This is a genomic window from Hydrotalea lipotrueae, from assembly GCF_019249625.1.
In the GTDB taxonomy this organism is placed as follows: domain Bacteria; phylum Bacteroidota; class Bacteroidia; order Chitinophagales; family Chitinophagaceae; genus Hydrotalea; species Hydrotalea flava.
In genome coordinates this window covers 37,453-53,049 of record NZ_JAESDL010000018.1, presented here as the reverse complement: position 1 = coordinate 53,049, position 15,597 = coordinate 37,453, and the positions used below count along the sequence as shown (strand labels likewise).

At 37.1% G+C, this 15,597-nt stretch carries 12 protein-coding genes; 3 read left to right on the top strand and 9 right to left on the bottom strand.

The features are described 5' to 3' along the window. The first annotated feature begins 74 nt into the window (after window positions 1-74). Window positions 75-668, top strand: coding sequence for a hypothetical protein (locus JK139_RS11125; RefSeq protein WP_074420825.1), 594 nt, complete (start codon window positions 75-77; stop codon window positions 666-668). Between the two features lies 1 nt (window position 669). Next, complete coding sequence (gene uvrC / locus JK139_RS11120; protein WP_218331309.1) at window positions 670-2,481, top strand: excinuclease ABC subunit UvrC; 1,812 nt, start codon at window positions 670-672, stop codon at window positions 2,479-2,481. Window positions 2,482-2,681: 200 nt separating this feature from the next. Here the strand turns inward: uvrC and porN are convergent, their stop codons facing one another. From porN to JK139_RS11085, 7 genes are all read right to left on the bottom strand, one after another. Then, window positions 2,682-3,818: a type IX secretion system ring subunit PorN/GldN gene (gene porN, locus JK139_RS11115; protein WP_218331308.1), complete on the bottom strand. Its 1,137-nt coding sequence runs from the start codon at window positions 3,816-3,818 to the stop codon at window positions 2,682-2,684. A gap of 10 nt (window positions 3,819-3,828) precedes the next feature. Continuing rightward, a complete protein-coding gene (gene porM, locus JK139_RS11110; protein ID WP_074418199.1) occupies window positions 3,829-5,364 on the bottom strand; it encodes a type IX secretion system motor protein PorM/GldM in 1,536 nt (511 codons plus the stop codon). Between the two features lie 64 nt (window positions 5,365-5,428). Beyond that, a complete protein-coding gene (porL, locus tag JK139_RS11105; protein ID WP_074418198.1) occupies window positions 5,429-6,196 on the bottom strand; it encodes a type IX secretion system motor protein PorL/GldL in 768 nt (255 codons plus the stop codon). 124 nt (window positions 6,197-6,320) lie between these two features. Continuing rightward, window positions 6,321-7,613 carry a T9SS ring complex lipoprotein PorK/GldK gene (gene porK, locus JK139_RS11100; RefSeq protein WP_074418197.1) on the bottom strand — a complete coding sequence of 431 codons (1,293 nt, stop codon included), beginning with the start codon at window positions 7,611-7,613 and terminating at the stop codon, window positions 6,321-6,323. Window positions 7,614-7,783: 170 nt separating this feature from the next. Continuing rightward, window positions 7,784-9,829 carry a thioredoxin domain-containing protein gene (locus tag JK139_RS11095; RefSeq protein WP_218331307.1) on the bottom strand — a complete coding sequence of 682 codons (2,046 nt, stop codon included), beginning with the start codon at window positions 9,827-9,829 and terminating at the stop codon, window positions 7,784-7,786. 113 nt (window positions 9,830-9,942) lie between these two features. Next, window positions 9,943-10,746, bottom strand: a complete 804-nt coding sequence (locus JK139_RS11090) for a uroporphyrinogen-III synthase (protein WP_074421087.1) — start codon at window positions 10,744-10,746, stop codon at window positions 9,943-9,945. A gap of 32 nt (window positions 10,747-10,778) precedes the next feature. Next, the gene (locus JK139_RS11085; protein ID WP_218331306.1) at window positions 10,779-11,828 is read right to left on the bottom strand and encodes a DUF4271 domain-containing protein; all 1,050 of its coding nucleotides are present in this window, start codon (window positions 11,826-11,828) and stop codon (window positions 10,779-10,781) included. Window positions 11,829-11,964: 136 nt separating this feature from the next. Between JK139_RS11085 and hemW the strand changes: the two genes are divergently transcribed. Then, on the top strand, window positions 11,965-13,104 hold the full coding sequence (gene hemW / locus JK139_RS11080; RefSeq protein ID WP_218331305.1) for a radical SAM family heme chaperone HemW: 1,140 nt from the start codon (window positions 11,965-11,967) through the stop codon (window positions 13,102-13,104). An 8-nt stretch (window positions 13,105-13,112) separates the two neighbouring features. Here the strand turns inward: hemW and JK139_RS11075 are convergent, their stop codons facing one another. Together JK139_RS11075 and JK139_RS11070 are read right to left on the bottom strand one after the other, a co-directional pair. Further along, window positions 13,113-14,123, bottom strand: coding sequence for an NAD(P)H-dependent glycerol-3-phosphate dehydrogenase (locus tag JK139_RS11075; protein WP_074421089.1), 1,011 nt, complete (start codon window positions 14,121-14,123; stop codon window positions 13,113-13,115). Between the two features lie 115 nt (window positions 14,124-14,238). Beyond that, on the bottom strand, window positions 14,239-15,597 hold the full coding sequence (locus JK139_RS11070; protein WP_074420491.1) for an efflux RND transporter periplasmic adaptor subunit: 1,359 nt from the start codon (window positions 15,595-15,597) through the stop codon (window positions 14,239-14,241).

Sequence of the window (15,597 nt, the reverse complement as noted above, 5' to 3'; positions counted from 1 at the left end):
TTTTTTTCAAGTATAAATCATCAGCAAATAAGTTTATACAATGCGGTTACAAGTGTTTCAAATACTTTTGTAGCATGAAGTATTTGCTTTTTATATTAGTACCCATTGCAGTAACTGTTTGCTGTTCAGGCTGCCATAGTAACCAACAAAAGGCAGCAACAACCACACAACCGGTAAAAGATACCGGTACTTATTTTCCAATAAAAGAAATATTAACTGAAGAAATAAACGATGTAAATAGCACGCCGTATTTTATGTACAAAATAGAAACGAATAATGCAGGAAAAAAAGACTCTTCAGTTATTTATGCTAAGGAATTTGAACATTTAGCCCAACCCTTTTTGGATGCTGATATTAATAGCCCTGCACTAAAACCTTTACTCAATGAATCTGTATTTCATGATTTATCAACCAACAGTTATAGTTTTACCTATGCACCAGCCGCACAAGATGATACATTCCCCATTAAATCAGTAATTATTTTATTAAATGACGCTAATAACAAATTGAAAAATATTTTTATACACAAAATACTGCATCGCGCAGATACTACCATAGATGAGGCTTTACACTGGAAACCTACCAATTATTTTACAATCAATAAAGAATACTTATTGAAAGATTCTGTAATTAACAAAAACAAAATATTTGTAAACTGGAAACATTGATATGACTGCTGCTGCTTTTCAACTCATTGCCCATACCATACCGCATAAACCGGGCATATACAAATATTATGATGTATCGCATCAACTTTTATATGTAGGAAAAGCAAAAGACTTGCACAAAAGAGTAAGCTCTTATTTTTCAAAAACTTTTACCGGCTATAAAACATTTGAATTAGTTAAGCGAATTGAAAGTATTGAGTTTACCATTGTTGATTCGGAACAGGATGCATTTTTATTGGAAAATGCACTGATTAAACAATATCAACCCAAGTATAATATTAATTTAAAAGATGACAAAACGTATCCATATATTGTTATTAAAAAAGAACCATTTCCCAGAGTATTTTTAACACGTCAAAAATTAAACGATGGCTCAGAATATCTGGGACCATTCAGTTCTGTAGGGCGTGTTCGGGAATTATTGCATTTTATTAAACAATACATTCCTTTAAGAACCTGCAAACTGGCATTAACTGCAAACAATATTCAAAAGCATAAATTTAAAGTATGCTTAGAGTATCATTTGGGTAATTGTAAAGGCCCTTGTGAGGGTTTACAAACGGATAGCGATTATAACACCGGCATTCAGCAAATCAGAGAAATTTTAAAAGGTAATTTAAGTTCGGTAATGAACCGCTTAAAACTTGAAATGCAGTTACATGCAGCAAATTTAGCTTTTGAAAAAGCGGCAGCGGTTAAAAGTAAAATGGAATATCTTGAAAACTATCAGGCAAAATCAGTGATTGTAAGTAAACACCTTACCAATATTGATGTCTTCTCAATTGAGAAGGAAGGACATGTTGCATTCATCAATTACCTGATGGTAAACCATGGTACCATTGTACAAACGCATACCAGAAAAATTGATATACAATTAGAAGAAACCGAAGCGGAGGTACTGCCGATGGTAATTTTAGATATAAGAAAAACTTTTAACAGTACTGCTAAAGAAATGGTGGTGCCTTTTGAGATGGATTACCCCGAACCGGATATCACCATCACAGTTCCCAAGGTGGGCGACAAGAAAAAATTATTAGAATTATCCATAAAAAATGTAAGCTATTTTAAAGAAGAGCTCAGGAAGAAAAAAACACTGCATATTACTACTAAATCAGACGCAGATTTGATGCAGGTTTTAGAAGAAGTAAAAAATTATTTGCATTTACAGGAAACACCGATACATATAGAATGTTTTGATAACTCGAATTTTCAGGGTAGTTATCCGGTTTCTGCAATGGTTTGTTTTAAAAACGGCTTACCCAGTAAAAAAGATTACAGGCACTTTAATGTAAAAACCGTTCAGGGCATCAATGATTTTGCAACCATGAAAGAGGTAGTTTACAGGAGGTATAAACGTTTGAAAGAAGAAAACCAATCACTGCCACAATTGGTGATTATTGATGGTGGAAAAGGCCAATTAAATGCTGCTTTAGAAGCGTTGGATGAATTGGGCCTTTTGGGTAGCATGAATGTGGTGGGTTTAGCCAAAAATGAGGAAGAAATATTTTTTCCGGGCGATAACCGTTCCTTAAAATTACCCTGGGATAGTGACAGCTTGCTACTGATTCGGAGAATTAGAGATGAAGTGCATCGCTTTGGTATTACTTTTCACCGGAATAAACGTTCGGCGGGTGCTTTTAAAAATGAATTAGAGCAGATTCCCGGCATTGGTAAAACCACGGCAGATACCCTCTTAAAGCATTTTAAATCTATCAAAAACCTGCAAACGAAAGATAAATCTGCTATTGCTGCAGTTGTTGGCCCCGCAAAAGCCGAATTAGTGATACGTTATTTTAATTCCGCCAGGCAATAATAATATCAATTTGGGAAAAGTAATGGCATAAAAAAAGGGCCAGGATAAAAATCCAGCCCCGTCTTTAAAATCCAATATCCTATGAAAAACCGAGATAAAGGTACAGATTAGTTTTTAAATAACAATAATTTTTAAAAAAAAAATTCTACTGAAATTATAAAACAAATTTAATACCAAGTTAAAACAAGCCCCAGCAATGCTTAATAAGCCCACAAATCCTGTTCATAATTAAATATCTTTTCCTTAACTTTTTCGCCGGCCAGTAAACGGAATAGGGGGTCTTTAATATAATCTTTAAAATACTGATTTTTGAAGTTATCCATAGTTGTTTTAACAATATAACTGCTGTACATGTGGCTTTCAAACAAATCATCCCAACTCATTCTGGCGCCATTATTTTTTGGATTGTACACCTGCACTTTAGCAAAAGTTGCACGAATATCAGGGTAATAAACCCAGAACAAAGGATACAAATCATTACCAACTGTGGTACCATCCGATAAATATCTTTTCATCATGGGTGCAATACCAATAATACGACGCACCAATCTGGAAGCTTCTTTATCAAAAATATAATCTTCCTTAATTCTGAATTTGTAGATGGAATCTGCAACTATCTGCCGTTGTCTGATTTCACAAACACCGGTTGGCTGACCATCAATATTCCTTCTTTGAATAGTATCAATGCCACCGCCAAAAGTTTTCATAAAATCCGCTTTGCTCAGTGGTGTGGTAAAACGATCATCATTTGCATCAAAAGCGGTAACATCCCCATTCATCACAGCCTGCACAATAATTGAAATTAAACGCTGGTTGCCATTGTCTTCATTAGAGGCGTATCCAAATACCTGATTCATTTTTTCCCTGATGTCAATTTCACTCCAAACCCTTTCTTTAAAAACAGCATCATCTTCCCGAATAAAATCATAAGCCAAAGGGGTTTTATCACGCACCATTTCGTAATTGCGTGTAGGATCGTCCGGGCGAAGCGAAACCTTTACCGTATCAAATAAACCACCTTCACTGCTGCTGGGCATATTTACATATTCCCTACAGCCATTTTGAGGCTTTGGTGTATTTGCATTGGCATTTGTGTTACTGTTTGCAGCGGGTGCATTATTTGGATTGCCCGACAAATAAGGGTTGTTGCTATTCGTATTAGAATTATTATTCTGCAAATACGGATTGGCAGCATTATTGGCCGGTTGCTGTGTAGGTGGCGTTGTATTTCTTTTGGCAGTTCGCTTTTTTGCCTGCGCCAACGCAGCATTGCTTTCAAACATCAGCACAGTTACTGCAACAATCCACACAAAAATTTGAATGCTGGTTTTTTTCATAATCAAAAATTTAATATAAATAGAATGAAATGGGCGGTAATGAGGTAGTTCCATTCGGTCCTTCTACTTTAATCATATCAATTAAAACAGTAGAGTTGGGTCCTAATTTTTCAATTAAAGCACGAGTTTCACTATTAAAAACAGCGCCATTGTTTACAGAAATTCCTGGCCGCTCGGCAAAAGCTTTACCCGTCGCGATAAAAGTATAACTTAACACATTGTATTTTAAATTTTCAAAAATAAAGTTTTCCAAATCTGCCCGCACACCAGCCATTGCTTTAAATTCATTCAAAGCCATTCTACCACCTTTACTGTTACCAACTTTGGCAACGGGATCGGGTATGGTTTTTACCCTGAATTTAAAAGGTGTTATATTTTTTCCATCATTCACGGTAACAGTTGCTTCGCCGGGTGTAGTTACCTGTGCTTCATAATGACCGGGGCCGGTCTTGGTTAAAGAACCCTGACTTATAGAAACACTTACTCTTTCATCACCTACCCCTGCACCACCAATAACGGTTAGTGGGTTAGCTACACCAATATACAATACCCGGGTAGCATCAGCACTTACATTGGCACCTGTTGGTGAACCTACGGTATATTTTATATCAACATCTTTTGTTTCTTGCTTACCGGTTGCCTGGTTGAAATAACTGATATGTAATTTTTTTACATAAGAACCCGGACCACCTACTGTTGTTTTATACAATCCAGTACCATCGGGCTGTAACGGAACACTGGCACCGTCAATGGATATGGAGGGTCTTGATTCTTTATTAAATGCCCCAATACCGGCAGTAACATCCAACTCCTGTCCGGGCATTAAATATTGTGCACTTTGGCCTATTAAAGGCACATACGTGTCAAACACCATTTTCACCTCCCCGATTTTATTGTGGAAATATTCCACTGCACGGGCTTCAGAGTTCTTCACGTCATTTTGGAATTTACTTAAAATAGTAATACCTGCAATAGTAGGTGTCATATTAAAATAAGCATATGCCCAATCTTTTTTTGCAGCATCAGAAGTTGCTGTTTTAGGAATAGAAACATCTAAGGGCAAAGTAGCCGCATATTGCATAGCAAATCCGGTATCAATAGCCAGCAGATCTTTTTTAAACTGAATTAGCTTTTGCTGTAATTCATTTCCCTTCTTTTCTTCAACCATTAATCGTGAAGAAGCTTCTAAATCGTCTTCTTTAAAAGTAGTATCTTTTGGTGGGTTATATCCGGAAGCTCTTTTTAAAGAATCTTTTAATGATTCAATGTAAACATACATGTTTTCGGATAATTGCTTTGCTTTTTCAGCTTTTGGCCACCAAATGGCTGCTTTTTCTTTTGTATCGGCCTGATTTAATTTTTCCTGAAATGATTTAAAAAGGGTTTGATTTTTCTGTTCAATTACTTCATTTGAAGTACCTAAACTATTGTTCACCGTCTTAAATGCATTCAATATTTCAGAAGATACATTCAGTGCTAACAGTGCCGTTAATACCAAATACATCAGGTTAATCATTTTTTGCCGTGGCTCCTTAGGTAATGCCATAATTTATCTGCAGTTTATATAAATTTTATATGAATAGGGTTGCAATCAATCAGCATTGTATGAATTATGGTCTGCCCTGCATGGCAGTTAACATATTACCATATACCTGATTTAACTTACCTAAGTTATTGGCCAGTATGGCAATTTGCTCTTTTGCCTTCATTGCATCACCGGCAGAATTGTTCATGGCTTCAGAAGTTTGCGCTAGTTTACCATAGAATTGATTCAACACTTTTAAATGGTTATTGCTTTCCTGCAATTCCAACTCATATATTGTATTTAAAGAAGTAAGATTTTTGGTCAGCAACTGCACCTGAGTATGAAATTGTTTGGTATTTTCTGCCGCTGCATTAAAAGAAGATAATGAAGCAGTGGTTTGACTAACGGCACCGGTAATAGTACCCAAAGCACCTGCAGCTTCTTTTGCTTTTGCGCTAAAATCGCCGGTAGATTTTACTACATCGCCAATTTCGCCCATTTTTTCAACAGTAGATCCCAATTTCTGAAAACCTGCACTCAGTTTACTCAGGTTAGCGGGTGTGATATCAGCTTCCAATAACATTTTTTCCATGGTTTGTAAAGCCGGGTTTCCGGCAGGAACTTTTGCTCCGGGAATATGCACTTCATGATCATCCATATAAGGAAATATTACATAAAGTATACCATATCCTAAAAAGATTAATGCCTCTGTAGTTAAACCTACTTTCAACATTACATCTGCAATTGGAGTGTGTAAAATTTTCTGCAATGCACCGAAGATAACTACTGCTGCACCAACAGAAACACCAACATCGAACCATTTACTTACCTGAGGAGGAATTTTTGCTGCCATAATTAGGAGAATTTAAATTTTTACTGGGTTTGGGTTAATAGAATACTACCTGCGATTGCATCGCCTGTTGTATCCGTAAAGTTTATTAAAGTTTTAATCAATGAAATGTGCTGATTTTAGGGTTCTATTTTTTCATTCTTGGAGCTAAGTCAATTACACACCTGAATCCTATATAAGATTTTGCACTATCCTGGTATTCGAATGTGCGGGTACTGGTTTGCAGGAAATAACCTACATCTTTCCAGCTTCCACCTCTTACTACTTTTCTGCGCATTAATGGAGGATCAGAATCTTTAGCTTCATAGCGTACATCCGGACTCATATCAGACATAAAATTATAGGCACTTTCGTTGAAATAGGAATTGGTCCATTCAGCAACATTTCCTGCCATATTGTATAAACCGTAATCATTGGGCCAGTATGCATCTACCCGAACTGTATAGAAACCACCATCTTCAGCATAATTACCACGGCCGGGTTTAAAGTTGGCCAACAGACATCCTTTTTTGTTGCGGATATAATAGTTCCCCCAGGGGTACATTGAATTGGTTCTGCCACCGCGGGCTGCATATTCCCATTCTGCTTCGCTTGGTAATCGGTAATCGCTTTCAACAGCCATCTTTTTTCTTTCCAAAGCAGCATTTTGTATATGGGTGCGCCAGTGGCAAAATGCAACGGCCTGTTTCCAGTTAACACCTACTACAGGGTAGTTACCAAAAGCAGGATGTGCAAAATATCTTTTAGTCATCGGTTCATTGTAGGAATAGGAAAAATCACGCATCCATACCAGGGTGTCCGGATAAATGGGAACCTGATAACGCACAATAAATTTACTGCGTGGCTGCCCGGCATTTTCTCTTTTGGCAGCTTCAAATAAATTAAAAGTTTCTACCTGATACAACAATTTGTTGGGGTCAATATCCGGCTTGCCATATAATCTGTTATCCGGCGCAAGAATGAGCTTGTTGCCTAATTTTTCCAGATTTGAGGCATCATATTTAATGGTACGCGCTTTGTTCCAGTCAATGGCTATGGCAGAATCACCACCGGTAGCACCGGCAGATGATTTATAGTAACCCAACTCTTTTGCGGCAAGTGAGTCACGCACCCAATATACAAACTGCCGATAATCATTATTGGTTATCTCTGTAGCATCCATCCAAAAGCCCGGAATAGATACCTGTCTGTTACGGGCGGTATAATTAAAATTAATATCTTCATCACTGGGGCCCATGTGAAAGGTTCCTGGTGGAATGTAAACCATTCCTCTCGGTTTTCCCATACTTTTTCCGGCGCCCGGCGCTACTCCATGTAACTGGCCATCATCCAGCGGATTTTTACTTTTCCCTTTGAAACAGGCAGTAAACCCCACCGATACCAACGACACCAGCAAAATACTATAATGGTACTTCTTCATAATTTCTTGATAGAATATTGACAAATATATAGCAATAAGTAGCACACATGCTACTTTGTAAAATTAGCTTTAATTTAAATTTTAGTTCGAGTAAAGTTCAACGATGCATTTACTTAACGTTCTTTTTACTAACTTTATTTTCCGGGAGGGATAAACAGGGAGAGTGCAAATTAATGGTTTAATTGAAATTCAGAAAAAAAATTTGAAAAATTGGACTGAGGATTTTGGCAGGCATAATTTTCACAAACATGAAACATTGATTTACAGTTAAATTCTTTACCTATTAACAAAGGGAAGCCTTCATTAAATTTTATTGAAGCCTGAAAAATTTTATTGGGATAGTACTTTTTTAAAAAAGGAGCAATATAGTCTGTTGCCTCATTTCCGGTAAAAACCACTTCTTTATTGGGATAAATAAAATGTTGTACTACCAATGCCCAGTAACCAAATGACGTTGGATACTCAACAATAACTTTTTGAAGGCCTGAAATCATTTGCCTGCTTCGCGCTGCCCATTCTGGTTGATGAAAGATGATTGACAGATACCACAAGTTAAAAGCCATTATTGCATTGGCACTGGGTATGGCACCATCATATAGTTCTTTTTTTCTTACAATAATATCTTTTTGATACTGTGGTGTAAAATAAAAATAGAGTTGTTCTTCGTCAGAGTAATCGGCTATTACATGATTACAAAGTGTTTTTGCTTTTTCCAAATAATCAGCATTACCAGTAATTTCCTGCAAAGTAATATAGGCTTGAATTAAAAAAGCCTTATCATCTAAAAATGCGGGTATTCCAGCCTGATTCGACTTCCAGCTATGATACCAAATGCCATTTATATTGAAATTTGTTTCAAGAAATTGCATGTTCTGAATTGCCAAATCCCGATAACTTTCAATGCCCGTGGCAGCGTATGCTTTTCCTAATGCGTTATTCATCAATGCATTCCAACCGAGTAAAATTTTATCATCTAACCCGGGCGCAACTCTTTTTGACCGCTCTTTTCGTAATACAACCTTGCAATTTTCAAGCATGAGGTTGAAAGCATCGGGCTGAATACCTTGTTTTTCTGCAAAAACTTCTGTGGGCTCCTGTATCCATAAAATATTGCTATGCTCCCAATTACCTGCATCTGAAATTCCATAATATGCACAGAAGAGCGGTGCATCATCACCCAAAATTTGTTCTATTTCAGCTTTTTGCCATACATAATATTTGCCTTCTATCCCTTCACTATCTGCATCCAATGCACTGTAAAAGCCGCCATTTTCATGCATTAAATCTCTTTGCAGCCATTCAATGGTTTCAGCTATAGCTACCTGATAGTTGTTTTTTAGGGTGATTTGGAAAGCTTCTGACAATACCTCAACCAAAAGTGCATTATCGTACAACATTTTTTCAAAATGGGGCACCAGCCATTCTGCATCGGTACTATATCGTGCAAAACCACCACCAATCTGATCATAGATACCACCTTGCAGCATTTTATCAATACTCAATAATGCCTGCTGCAGTGCCTGTTCATTGCCGTTGTGATGATAATCACGTAATAAATTCCGTATCACCATGGTTTGTGGAAATTTAGGCGCTTTCCCAAAACCACCCCATTTGGTATCGGCTAACCGCAATATGTTTTGGGTAATTGTGATACCCATTTCTTTTTGCAATCCATCCATTTGCTGTTGCAGCTCTGATATGCCAAACTGATTGGAAACGTGAATATGTTGCGTTAGGGTTTCGGCCTGTTGCTCCACCTCTGCCCTTCTTTCTGTAAACGTTTTGTGTACAGCCACCAACACTTCATTCCAACTCATTCTGTTATATGCCCGTTCAGGCGGGAAATAGGTTCCGCCAAAAAATGGCTTTGCATCTGGTGTTAAAAAAACATTCAATGGCCAGCCGCCGCTGCCTGTTAAGGTTTGTACGGCATCCATATATATATGGTCTAAATCCGGACGTTCTTCACGGTCTATTTTTATATTAATAAAATATTCGTTCATTAAAGCAGCCGTATATTCATTTTCAAAACTTTCTTTTTCCATTACATGACACCAGTGGCAGGCAGCATAACCAATGCTCACCAAAATGGGCTTATTGTTTTGTTTTGCTGCAGCAAGGGCCGCTTCGCCCCAAGGATACCAGTTTACCGGATTATGCGCATGTTGCAATAAATACGGACTGGTTTCGTGTATTAACCGATTGGCATGTTGCATATTTGTGAATATTACCGGCAAATTACAGAAAAGAAAAAATCCTTCTGCAAACAAAAGGGCTTTTGATATGTGATTTAGGGAAAATTTTTAAATGAATCAACAACGCTTCAATGCTATTTTACCGGTTGATTGGATGCTAAAAAATGTTCAATGGCAGCAGTCATACTGGGAATATGTATATCGGGTGCTTTAATATTTAATGTAAGACCTGCTTCTTCCACTGCTTTGGCCGTATTGCCACCAAAAGCACCAATGAGTGTACCATTTTGATGAAAATCGGGAAAGTTATCGAAAATTGATCGCACCGCACTGGGCGTAAACAAACAAACCATATCAATATCATTGTTTGTAAAAAGGGGTTTGATGTTGTTACTAATACTGCGATACATAAAGCCTAACTGGTATTCACACTTATTGGTTTTTAACCAGTTTACAATCTCATTATCCTGCTGATTTTCACTGCAAACATATAAGAAATTTTCATTTTCTTTATGTTTGTTAATCACAGAAAATAAGCTCTTATTGGTACCATCAGCACCATAAAAAACCTTCCGTTTTCTGTATAAAATAAATTTTTGAAGATAGAGGGCTACTGCCTCGGTAATGCAGAAATACTTGGTATCCTGACTAATAGAAACCTTCATTTCCTCGCATATACGAAAAAAATGATCAATGGCATGGCGGCTGGTAAAAATAATGGCAGTGTAAGCAGCAATATCAATTTTTTGTTTTCGAAATTCTTTGGCAGTAATTCCTTCTAAACATATAAACGGCTCAAAAACAAATTGCACATTATATTTTCTTTCGATGTCGAAATAGGGCGATTTCTCACTTTCCGGTCTTGGCTGGGCAATTAAAATTTTTTTTACCGGTTTACTGCTAACAACGTTCGAATTTTTAGTTGCTTTTTTTACCATGCTGTTGTACTAAGTGAATACAAAATTAAAAACTATTTGTCTAAATATTGGAACATTAGCCTGTACATGCACAATACAGGTATTATTTCTACGGCGCAAATGTACAGGAAAAAATGTAAGCTGCTTATTTTAAGCTCACGCCGAAGAGTAGATAAACTAATGATAAAACGATACAACCATAAAAATGCCAGTAGGAAAAAACTAAACTGTAACGCAAATGAAGCATAGGGTTTAGCCGAAAATGCAATTAGCCAAATAACCGGAATTAAGAAAATGGCTGCCACTTTATTGATTAAAAAAACAATAAAATTGTAACCCGATGCAGCCTGTTTTACGTTAAAAATCCATCCGGCAGCCGAAAGAATTAAAAATTTACCCCCATATATAATAGCCAGCAGAACACTGCTGTACAGCACCAACAACCAGAATGAAAAAATATGAATGGAAAAATATTGTGCAATCAGCGCAATATATAATCCGCCATTCAAAAAAAACAGAATATTATAAAGCAATGATGACAATTGCCCCTGAATTAATTGTTCCCGCATTTGTTTTTGCCGGTAGGTGGTTTGAAAAAAATAAGCAAATAAATTATCAAAATATTTAGGAAACAATTGACGCAATAACCCTAAATAGAATAACACGCCACACAAAACATAAAACAATTCATCTTTGCCACCCGACTCTTTGAACCTGGTTATTTGATAAACAGGTGCTTTCAGAAATGGCAGGGTTGAAACAGGAAGCCATTGGGCGTAAGTGCTGGTATCCAAATTGCTTTTTACAACTACAGGTACTGGCACAACGATATTTAAAGCCGAATCAGTTACATTTTTAATACTGTCGGTTTTAAGCACAACGCTGTCTTTCCTAACCACGGGCCTTATTTTTTTTATCAACGGTTGTACCATTGTACTTTCTAATGCAGGCTGGGTGGTGGTAATTTTTTTTTGCAACTGTGGCAATGTGCTTTTTTCAGCTTGCTGAACCGGCAACTGATGGCCAGAATCAGTCTGTGCCGCAGAAAACCCTGGCATTAGTGCAAAAAAGAAACCCAACAAAGCAATGGCAATCCACTTCATGATGCGCAAAAATAGTGATAAGCCTTACCTGTTAATCAGATTTATGAATTTTTGAGTAGTTATTTTACCGGGCAATGTTGTCTATTACAGTAGTTCATACCTGTAACTTTACATTTTAATTGATACAATATTACCCATGGCAGGCATTTATGTGCATATACCATTTTGTAAACAGGCTTGCAATTATTGCAATTTTCATTTTTCAGTTGCAAAAAAACAGATACCCGAAATGGTACATGCTATTGCACAAGAAGCGGAATTACAAAATCAGTTTTTAAAGCAACAGATAGTTGATACACTCTATTTTGGAGGAGGAACCCCTTCATTGCTAACCATTGAACAGCTTTTGTTTTTGTTGGAAACCATACAACAACAGTATACCCTTGCCGCTGATGCAGAAATTACCTTAGAAGTGAACCCAGATGATTGCACTCCGGAAGCTTTGGTGCAATGGCGCAGTGCAGGCATCAACCGATTAAGCATGGGTGTTCAATCTTTTCGGGATGCTGATTTAGTATGGATGAACCGTTCGCACAATGCAACAGCTGCCGTACAAGCCATTCAACAAGCCTATACTGCCGGGTTTTATAATATTAGTATTGATTTAATATATGGTATACCCGGCTTAACAGAAGAAGCCTGGAAAGAAAACATAAATAAAGCCATAACACTACCTATTCAGCATCTTTCCTGTTATGCATTAACCATTGAACCCAAAACAGCCCTGCATCATTCCATTGAAAACAAATCAAAAGAAAATATTGATGCTGCTGTTCAGGCCAAACAATTTGAATTGTTAATGCAATGGTTACCGGAAGCAGGTTTTGAACAATATGAAGTTTCTAATTTTTCCAAACCAGCCTATGAAAGTAAACACAACAGTAGCTATTGGAAAGGGATACCTTATGTTGGATTGGGCCCATCAGCACATTCGTATAATGGCACATTGCGGCAATGGAATATTGCAAACAACACATTATATATACAAAGCATTCAAAAAGGAAAGATTCCTGCAGAAACAGAAGTGCTTACACCCGTTCAAAAAAGAAATGAACAAATTATGATTGCCTTACGTACCAGAGAAGGCCTCACTTTGTCAACACTTGATGATAACTGGACTGAAACAAACAAATTACGATTAATACGAGCTGCTCAAAAATGGTTATACCAGGGCTTCATGGAATGGCAGCCACAAAAAGAACAAATTCGTTTAACAAAAAAAGGAATGTTGTTTGCCGATGGTATTGCTGCTGATTTATTTGAAGTAAATGCTTAATTACAGCATTAAATTAAATAGCTTTCAATTTTTTTAAACCCTTCTTCCGGTGATAAATTTTCCCATAAAATGGCATAGATAACTGAAGCAATGGGAATAGATGTTTTAAATTGCCGGTTGATGGTAACCATACACTTTGCAGCATTATAGCCTTCAGCAACCATATTCAATTCCAGCTGAGCCGACTTTACGCTATAACCCTTGCCAATCATATTTCCAAAAGTACGGTTGCGGCTAAACAGTGAATAACAGGTTACCAATAAATCGCCCAAATAAACGGATGCAGCATAGTTAGTGGTATGATTTTTTTTATCGGGTAAATAGTTGGCAGTAACTACCGATAAAAAATGACTCATTTCATGAGAACAGTTGGCAATATATACGCTTAAAAAATTATCGCCATATTCTAATCCATGCGCAATACCGGCACCCAACGCATAAATATTTTTTAATACTGCTGCATATTGCACACCTATAATATCACTATTAACCCCGGTATTGATGTATTCTGTTTTAAAATAATTGGCCAATTGCTGCGTCATTGTTGTATCCATACCGGAAAAGGTAAGATAGGAGAGCTTTTCAGCCGCAACTTCTTCGGCATGGCAGGGGCCTAATAATGTATAATAATCAGATATTGGGAATTGAAATTTTTCTGACAAATACTCATGAAACAAATAATTCCCTTCAGGCAAAATACCTTTGATAGCCGAAATAATTTTTTTTCCCTGCAATGCATGAGCAGGCAAATCAGTGAATGCAGCAGCAACAAATGCAGATGGGATGGCCACTACAATTACTTCGCTTGTATTCACAACTTCATGTATGGAAGCTGACAAATGCAACAATTCCGGATTAAAATAAGCATTGCTTAAATAATGCGGATTGTGTTTGCGTTGCTGCATTACAGCAATGGTTTTTTCATTTCTAATCCACCAATAAATTTTGTTTTGGTTATCGGTTAAAATTTTGGCTAAAGCTGTTGCCCAACTTCCGCTTCCTACAATACCTATTTGCATACTTGTATTTTTTCGATTGAACAAACATACAATACAAAGAGTTGATCCCTGCAATTACAACATAAAAAACCGGCTACAGAACTGCAACCGGATAAAAAAATTGATACAGCAAAACTCAATTTGCTTTCACTTCATACAATTTATCTTTAGGGGTAACCAATACCTTGTCTTTGTCTTTCAATAATTTACTCACGGTTGCATAGGGCCCTGTTACCACTTCATCACCTAATTTTAAACCATTGGTTATTTGAATATAGTTTAAATCCTGAATACCGGTTTTAACGGGTACCATTTTAACGGTACCATCTTTCTGTATTACAAAAACTACTTCCCGGGTATTATCATTTGGGGTATTATTATTAACAGTAGCATCACTATTATTATTAGAAGTTGCCGTTTTTTTATTAGATGTGGAATCGGCATTCATATCGCGGGTAGTCACTGCATTCAATGGTACACTTAACACATTACTGGCAGTTTTGGTTTGTATATCGGCACTGGCACTCATACCGGGCCGGAAGGGGAAACGGCCTTTTACAATTAAATCTTTATAACTATCCTGCAACAAACGAATGTGTACTTTGTAATTGGTAACATCGGTTGAAGTAGTAGTTGAAGATGCATTGGTAACGGGGTTTGCTATTTTATAAACAACCCCTTTAAATTTCCTGTCGTTGTAAGCATCTACCTCCACTAAAGCAGTATCACCAATTTTAATTTTGGGGATATCATTTTCACCTACATCTACTTGTGCAACAATACTGCTTAAATCAGCAATCCGCATCATTTCAGTACCTACATTAAAACTGTTACCGGCCACACGTTCGCCCTTTTTAATACTCATTAAACTGATAACACCACTCATGGGGGCGGTAATAATGGTACGCGATAAATCTTCATTGGCTTTTGCCAACTGTGCCTGTGCATTTTTAATATTGGCTTTATTGGCAATAATATTTTGAAGTGCTGCATTGTAATTGGCTTCAGCAGCGCGATACGCTTGCTGGGCTGTTTCAAATTCCTGTCGGCTGATTACTTTGTCATCTAACAATTTTTTTTGGCGATTAAAATTTGCCTCAGTTTGTTCAACGGTTGCTTTTAAGCCTGCCAGGTTTGCCTGTGAATTGGCCACCTGTGCCTGTGCCTGTGCTACTACCGCAGCCACCTGATCGCGCTGTGTAACATATATGTCGGCATAAATTTTTGCCAATTCCTGGCCTTTCTTTACGGTGTCACCTTCATTTACATTGAGTGCAACCACTTCCCCACTAATATCAGGACTAATTTTCACTTCCACTTCCGGATAAATTTTACCACTGGCATTTACACTTTCAATAATGGTTCTGTTCTCGGCCTTTTCGGCAGAAACCTTAATGCCTTCATCTTTACCAATAATGCCGGCAGCTTTTAATCCCCATAAACCACCGAGTAGTATAACCAATATAATGATGGTCCAAAATAATTTTTTATTCAT